The organism is Vibrio sp. V19_P1S1T109 (genome assembly GCF_002241375.1).
Lineage (GTDB): Bacteria > Pseudomonadota > Gammaproteobacteria > Enterobacterales > Vibrionaceae > Vibrio > Vibrio anguillarum.
Genome location: NZ_NDIM01000095.1, coordinates 1 through 5839, shown reverse-complemented (window position 1 = coordinate 5839; position 5839 = coordinate 1). Strand labels below are relative to the sequence as shown.

6 protein-coding genes are annotated in these 5839 nt (G+C 42.8%); 5 read left to right on the top strand and 1 reads right to left on the bottom strand.

The window, feature by feature from the left end; all coding sequences use genetic code 11:
• Window positions 1–51 precede the first annotated feature (51 nt).
• A complete protein-coding gene (locus B9J87_RS04505) occupies window positions 52–2028 on the top strand; it encodes a replication initiator protein RctB domain-containing protein (protein ID WP_017043500.1) in 1977 nt (658 codons plus the stop codon).
• A gap of 189 nt (window positions 2029–2217) precedes the next feature.
• On the opposite strand, the gene B9J87_RS04500 is transcribed toward B9J87_RS04505, so the two are convergent.
• A complete protein-coding gene (locus B9J87_RS04500; RefSeq protein WP_094149512.1) occupies window positions 2218–2673 on the bottom strand; it encodes a transcriptional regulator in 456 nt (151 codons plus the stop codon).
• A 355-nt stretch (window positions 2674–3028) separates the two neighbouring features.
• On the opposite strand from B9J87_RS04500, the gene B9J87_RS04495 reads away from it, so the two are divergent.
• The 4 genes from B9J87_RS04495 to B9J87_RS04480 all read left to right on the top strand — a co-directional run bounded on the left by B9J87_RS04495 (window position 3029) and on the right by B9J87_RS04480 (window position 5432).
• The gene (locus B9J87_RS04495; RefSeq protein WP_017043498.1) at window positions 3029–3226 is read left to right on the top strand and encodes a PA3496 family putative envelope integrity protein; all 198 of its coding nucleotides are present in this window, start codon (window positions 3029–3031) and stop codon (window positions 3224–3226) included.
• Between the two features lie 159 nt (window positions 3227–3385).
• Entirely contained in the window at window positions 3386–3595 is a 210-nt protein-coding gene (locus B9J87_RS04490; protein ID WP_017046863.1) for a DUF3283 family protein, read from the top strand.
• A gap of 89 nt (window positions 3596–3684) precedes the next feature.
• Complete coding sequence (locus tag B9J87_RS04485; protein WP_017044945.1) at window positions 3685–4401, top strand: YebC/PmpR family DNA-binding transcriptional regulator; 717 nt, start codon at window positions 3685–3687, stop codon at window positions 4399–4401.
• 167 nt (window positions 4402–4568) lie between these two features.
• Window positions 4569–5432 (top strand): NAD(P)-dependent oxidoreductase, encoded by an 864-nt coding sequence (locus tag B9J87_RS04480; protein WP_064626531.1) that lies wholly within the window; start codon window positions 4569–4571, stop codon window positions 5430–5432.
• Window positions 5433–5839 lie beyond the last annotated feature (407 nt).

The following is a 5839-nucleotide window of genomic DNA, read 5'->3' as shown; positions in this document are numbered from 1 at the left end:
ATTCTATTGGAACTATAGCGATATTACGGCTAGTGTGATACGGATCTAATAATGAACGCAGACGAAAAAATATTGATCAAAGCACCAAGGAGCCACAAAGATGGGCATCTTTTTGAAGTTTCAGAAACTGCTGTTGATTGGGTTGATCAATACCAACATTTTAAAGGTGTTACCAAAAGTATCGTTGAACTTCTTAACCTGATCTCATTAAGAGGTTTCCGCAGCCAAGATGGGTTAGTCTCAACAACAGAGTTAATTGAAGCAACCGATGGCCAATTGACCAGAGCGGCTATTCAGCAACGGCTGCGTGCTGCAGTAAGTATTGGTTTATTTAAACAGATCCCGGTGAGATTTGAAGAAGGTTTAGCTGGCAAGACAATGCTGCATAAATTTGTTAACCCAAATAAGCTCATCTCTGTGCTTGGTTCAACCAGTCTGGTAACTGAATCAGTAAAACAGACAGAAAAACGCAAGCGTTCAAAAGCGCTGGCTCAAACTCAGGTCAATAAGCGTTTGTTGACAGAGCATGGGCTAAATATTCCACCAGCGATGAAAGACGAAGCGGATCAGTTTGTGGTTTCACCCACCAATTGGGCTGGGATCATTGATCAAGCATTAGCTCCACCGAGAACTCGTAAAAGCTACCAGAAATCAATGGTGTCGATTTCTGGTACCCGTGCGATCATTGAAACTCGTTCTTCTAAAAATATCATGACAGTTGATGATCTAATGACACTGTTTGCACTGTTCACCTTAACGGTGCAATACCACGATCATCACCAAGAAGATTACCAACTTAATACCAAACACACACCGAATAAAACCCCATTGTACATTACTGACATTTTGTCGCTTCGCGGTAAAAAAGATAGTGGCCCAGCAAGAGATTCTATTCGCGATAGTATTGATCGGATTGAATTTACAGACTTCCAACTGCATGAGTTAACAGGCCGTTGGCTGAGTGAAAACATGCCAGAAGGATTTAAGAGTGATCGTTTTCGGTTCCTAGCAAGAACGATCACCGCTTCTGAAGAAGCGCCAACGGAAGGCGCTGATGGTGAAATTAGGATCAAACCTAATTTGTACATTTTGGTGTGGGAGCCTTCATTCTACGAAGAGTTACTCACTCGCGATTACTTTTTCTTGTTTCCACCAGAGATCCTAAAGCAACATACGTTGGTCTTCCAACTCTACTCCTATTTCCGCAGTCGCATGTCGCGTCGCCATACCGACAGCATGCTACTGAGTGAATTGAACCAAAAGTTGGCCCGTAATATCGAATGGCGTCGTTTTTCGATGGATCTTGTCCGTGAGCTAAAACGATTATCGGAAGGAAAGGGCAGCGATTCGTTATTTGTCGTGAATCTTTGGGGCTATCATTTGACGGTCACCACACTGGTGGATAAAGAAAAAGTGATGGATTACCAAGTCGACATTAAGTGCGATGTGGAAGAAGTCCTGCGCTACTCGCGCGCTCGTACCACCAATGCAGGCAAACGCAACATGGCTCCAACGTTACCTAACCCACTGCGCAATGAGATGGTTTCTAAGCAAAAACTAGAAGAGCTTTCTGAGATCATTGATGGTGAATTTGAACCGATTCAACGTAAAGCACCGTCTCCAAAGGGTAAGCTGGGACGGAGAGTCAAGCAGCGCAAACACCTAGTAGAGATCAATGCCGATGAAATTACGATTACCTTATCTAAATATACCTCTCCAGAGGCCCTAGAACGCAGTATAACGGCGTTATCAGCAATGACTGGGCATCCACCATCCTCTATCAAGGAAGAGTGTACAGAGCTGATTGATAAGCTGGATTGGCTGAGGGTTGGAAATGAGGCGATCTCTTATGAGACGTTAAGTAAATTGATCGAGCTCTATAACACGAAAAACGAGAATAAACATTTATCGATCGAACGTTTGATCTCGGGTCTCGCGGTACGCCGCAAAGTGTGCAAGCAAGTGTACGAGGGGCATTTAGATGAATCCGTATTCCGGGCACTTGATGAAGTCGCTATTGGTATTTAAAAGGTATTTAAAACCAATTTACAACACAACCTTGACATGTAGCTGACATTTTGTTTTAGAAGGTTCGTTAGTATAGAAAACGAATAGACAACCTTTTGTCCTATCTGATGAATTAATAGATTGGCTCATATATGTTTTTAGCGAGTTATATAACTCGCTATTTTTTTATCTGTTGATCCCTGCAATCAATTAATACCCTCGCTTTATACCTTGATCATCGTTCCACGCGTAATATGCAAGAAATCGAACATGAGCATCAATTAAACTTCGGGATAAGGCCTCATCAACGTGCTGTTGGTTGAGATGCTCCAAACTCAGTACTATCAACTGCGGCATCCGTTTTATACACCAAGATTTTAACTCAAGTTCACTACTCGGCTCCGAGACACAACGCTGAAAACGAGCGTAAGCAAGCTGCAGATATTGGAAGGCAAGCTCACCGTCAATGAGCTTGTAGTACTCATATTGGCGCAGGCAAGCATCAAGCCAACAAGCAATTGCTTTACTTTGATCATCACTCAGATCCGGCCCCCAGATCTCCTGTGGAGCATTAAGGATCAGAGGTTGTAATTGAGCCACCTGATCATAGCGCTTGTTCAGATGCCATTGATGGATCTCGGTTAACCAGTCGTGAAGCTTACACATCGCGTCTTACCTACAACTTTAAATGCATTAACTACAGTCTGGTGCATTTCAAGCTTATTTGCCAAACAGAAATGGGGAACCATGTGCTAAAAATCAGCACATTGAAAGAGCGTGGGGTAGGGGGGACTGCGATAGTATGCAACAGAATAAAATGAGCGCTAAAACGCTTGAATTCATGTACACAATATTTAAATCTAGCCTCGTCTAGCAAGGTTGGCAAAGTAATATTAATAGTTTTAAAAATAAGGTTTCTAAACCATCGCCAAAATCACAATATGGACGAAATATGCTTAACAAATCAAATGTCGTTTGCTACAGATTACATGTCCCTTACGTGGTTTGTTCGGAGGTAACAATGTCCATAAATTCTATTGACCATGACGAAATGACTGATATTGCAAATAAGTGGGACTTCACGGAAGAAGTAGAAACTCAAAAACCAGTTAAAAACCTTAAATCAGCCGAAGCTCGCCGTCGTATTGAAGCATTAAGAGAGATTCGAGAAAGTGGTTTAACCATTGAAGAAGCGAAGGAGCTAGGCATACTTCACTGACGAGTTCTCACCATTAATCCCCTAAGGGTGGCGCATAGCCACCCTTTATATTTTCCAATTTTCTTGATTTCATACCGATAAATTGCACATTTATGCTCTTAATTTTCCTATGTCCTATGCTATATTTCGTGCCACGTATTTACCGATCTAGGCTAACTCATGTCCTTCAACCTATCTTTACTTGCCGCTGAAGAGAAAAACAAAGTAGAGCTCGATAAACAAGCTTCCTTTCTTGTTTGGAAACTCAAGCAAGGAAAAGCAGGGCCTGAAGCGATCACTCAGCAGCAGTCTAAAATTGCCAGTGAGGCCGAAAAAGAGTGGTTTTTACAATCGGTGAACAAATACAAAAGAGTGATGGGTGTTGCGTAGCATTCATGTCTTTGCTAAGTGGAAAATTGAAATGATCCCACTTTTTGCTAAAATCCCTCGCGTTAAATTGAATTAGAGAGATCATCCCTATGGGAAGAAGTTTTGAAGTGCGCAAAGCCTCAATGGCGAAAACTCAAGGCGCAAAAATTAAAGTCTATTCCAAATACGGTAAAGAAATTTACATGTGTGCGAAAAATGGTGGTTCGGACCCAGACATGAACTTGTCTTTGCGCCACCTGATCACAAAAGCGAAGAAAGACCAAGTTCCAGGCCACGTTATTGATAAAGCGCTAGATAAAGCCAGTGGTGGTGGTGGTGAAGACTACCAACCTGCTCGTTACGAAGGTTTTGGCCCTGGCGGCGCAAGTGTTATCGTTGACTGCTTAACAGATAACGGCAACCGTACGTTCCAAGATGTGCGTCAATGCTTTGTTAAAACGGGTGCGAAAATTGGTACTCCAGGTACCGTATCACACATGTTTGATCACCAAGCGGTATTTCAGTTCAAAGGGGATGATGAAGATTCTATCCTTGAAGCACTGATGATGGATGATGTCGATGTGACGGATGTTGAACTGGAAGATGGTGTGATCACTGTATTTGCACCTAACACTGAATTCTTCAAAGTGAAAACATCGCTAAATAATCAGTTCCCTGATTTGACTATCGATGTGGAAGAAATCACGTTCGTTCCACAAACACACACACCGGTCACGGGCGAAGAGGCGGAGAAATTCCAGAAATTCCTCGACATGCTAGATGACTGTGATGATGTTCAGCAGGTTTACCATAACGCTGAGCTGTAATAGAGCGAATTAATGAGAAGCCGAGTGATTGACTCGGCTTTTTTTTATCTGTGCATTGCTAACCGTGGTCTTATTCATAGAGAATGACGCAAGGATACATACAGCCCACACTCAGTTACGTGTGTTCGTCCGTTTGGGCTGCTGGGTAATAATAAAAGGAGAAGTTAATGAAAGTCAGTTTTATTGGATTAGGGGTTATGGGATACCCTATGGCTGGGCATCTAAAAAATGCAGGGTTTGATGTTAGCGTCTACAACCGCACTCAAGCTAAAGCGCAGCAGTGGGCGCAGCAGTATCATGGGCATGCAGCGCAAACAGTCGCAGAGTGCGTGCAAGATGCCGATGTGGTTTTAACCTGCGTTGGCAATGATGATGATGTCCGTAGCATGACGACCAGTGACGGCGGCGCGATAAGGGCGATGAAACGCGGCGCAATTTTGGTTGATCACACCACCACATCGGCACTGTTAGCCGAAGAGCTGGCGTCTGCGGCTCATAAAGCGGGCATTCGCTTTATGGATGCTCCTGTTTCTGGTGGCCAAGCAGGGGCTGAAAATGGTGTGCTAACCATTATGTGTGGTGGAGATGCCGAACTGTTTGAGCAGCTGCAACCCGTATTTCATGCTTATGGCAAGTCATCGGTGCTGATGGGGAAAGCAGGGCAAGGACAACGCGCAAAAATGGTCAATCAAATTTGCATTGCTGGCGTATTAAATGGCCTGTCGGAAGGATTGATCTTAGCGGAAAAGTCAGGGTTAGATATTGGCGTTTTGGTTGATTGTTTGAAAAATGGAGCCGCAGGTTCATGGCAGATGGAAAACCGCGCTGTGAACATGTCAATAGGTAAATTTGATTACGGCTTTGCCATTGATTGGATGATCAAAGACTTGGGCTTTTGTTTGGATGAAGCGCAACGAAACGATCTAAAATTGCCGATGACAGAAAAAACTTATCATGCTTACCAAGCCTTGTCTGAGCAAGGTGAGGGAAGAATGGATACTTCTATCCTTATCAAAGCCGTTAATTCATAAATATCACAGCTCAGAGATAGACTCAATTGGCCCTATTTAGGGCCATTTACACTGTAAACCTATAAATCGATTCCTATTTATCTTCTGGCTCCGCATACCTACAGTGTCTATCTGTGTGCCTCTTTTTGAAAAATAATTGTATAAAACCATGATCGCCTACCGATTAGGGAGGACAAATGTCCTTCATTTTTGTTTGCTGTGCGTGACAGTGCTGGATAAATCGTCAGCTAATTACATTTACTGAAAAATCTTAAAATTTGGTTTTTAGTTTCAATAAACTAACATGAAGCCAGTTTAATATGCTGTTAATTCTGTGTTTTCATGGTTTTCAATCCAAGCTAGGCCCCTTGATTATAGTGATTATGACCAAGGTCTCAAAATGATCATAATGATTAATAGGAGTAGGA

Bases quoted from the DNA above. Each gene is read 5' to 3' on its own strand.
- B9J87_RS04505 (WP_017043500.1), top strand. From the start codon at position 52: ATGAACGCAGACGAAAAAATATTGATCAAAGCACCAAGGAGCCACAAA.
- B9J87_RS04500 (WP_094149512.1), bottom strand. From the start codon at position 2,673: ATGTGTAAGCTTCACGACTGGTTAACCGAGATCCATCAATGGCATCTG.
- B9J87_RS04495 (WP_017043498.1), top strand. From the start codon at position 3,029: ATGTCCATAAATTCTATTGACCATGACGAAATGACTGATATTGCAAAT.
- B9J87_RS04490 (WP_017046863.1), top strand. From the start codon at position 3,386: ATGTCCTTCAACCTATCTTTACTTGCCGCTGAAGAGAAAAACAAAGTA.
- B9J87_RS04485 (WP_017044945.1), top strand. From the start codon at position 3,685: ATGGGAAGAAGTTTTGAAGTGCGCAAAGCCTCAATGGCGAAAACTCAA.
- B9J87_RS04480 (WP_064626531.1), top strand. From the start codon at position 4,569: ATGAAAGTCAGTTTTATTGGATTAGGGGTTATGGGATACCCTATGGCT.